Below are 991 nucleotides of genomic sequence, written 5' to 3' on the forward strand. Positions count from 1 at the left end.
CCGATTCGAGTGTAGGAATGACAGTTGTTGGTGATAATTGCCAATTTTTTTGTTATGCGCATATCGCTCACGATTGTCATGTAGGCAATCATGTAACATTTGCCAATAACGTAATGATTGCTGGTCATGTTACTGTTGGTGATTATGTGATTATCGGGGGTGGAGCTGCTGTTCATCAATTTGTTCGTGTTGGACATCATGCATTTATTGGCGGTGTATCTGCACTAGTTGGTGATCTGATTCCTTATGGAACAGCTGTTGGTGTGCAGGCAAAACTTGCCGGACTTAATATTATTGGCATGAAGCGTGCAGGCCTTGGGCGTCAGGATATTCACGCACTACGTCATGCGGTTGCGATGCTTTTTGATCATAGCAAACCATTTAAAGAGCGTGTTAGTGATGTTGCTTCTTTTTATTCTTCTTCTCAGTCTGTTTCTGAAGTTGTTAATTTTATTAAAGAAGAAGGAAAGCGTTTTTATTGTACACCAAAATTTGAAGATAATAGAATAAAAGAACATAAGGATTAAAAATGCCTATTTACGGTGCCAGAAATTTTCTTTCCGGCCGTACTGCCGTTATAGCAGGAAATGGTGTTCTACCGATTACTGTTGCGCAGGTTCTTGAGAAGAATGGGCAAAATCCTTTTCTTGTACTTTTGCGTGGTGAAGCAGATTCTATTCTTTATCGTTATGAGCATTGCGAGCTATCAATTGTAGAGTTAGCACAACTCGTTAAAATCTTAAAAGAGGTTGGAGTTTATAATGTTGTTTTGGCAGGTGGTGTGAAAAAGCGACCACTTCTTAAACAATTGCGACTGGACTGGACAACATTTTTAGCTCTGCCTAAGTTAATCGGAGCTTTGAGGAAGGGAGATGATGCGTTATTAAAAGCTTTTATACGGATTATTGAAGCGTATGGTTTTTGTGTTATCGGTGCCCATGAAATAGTACCAGATCTTTTAGCTCCCATAGCATTTAATTTAACAATACGG

The 991-nt window shown here is 39.3% G+C and carries 2 pseudogenes; both read left to right on the forward strand.

The features are described 5' to 3' along the window. Window positions 1–527: pseudogene (locus ACFIO3_RS13970) on the forward strand (acyl-[acyl-carrier-protein]--UDP-N-acetylglucosamine O-acyltransferase); the annotation flags it as partial. A gap of 2 nt (window positions 528–529) precedes the next feature. Continuing rightward, window positions 530–991: pseudogene (locus tag ACFIO3_RS13975) on the forward strand (DUF1009 domain-containing protein); the annotation flags it as partial.

This window comes from Bartonella sp. AD328YNZD (assembly GCF_042196425.1).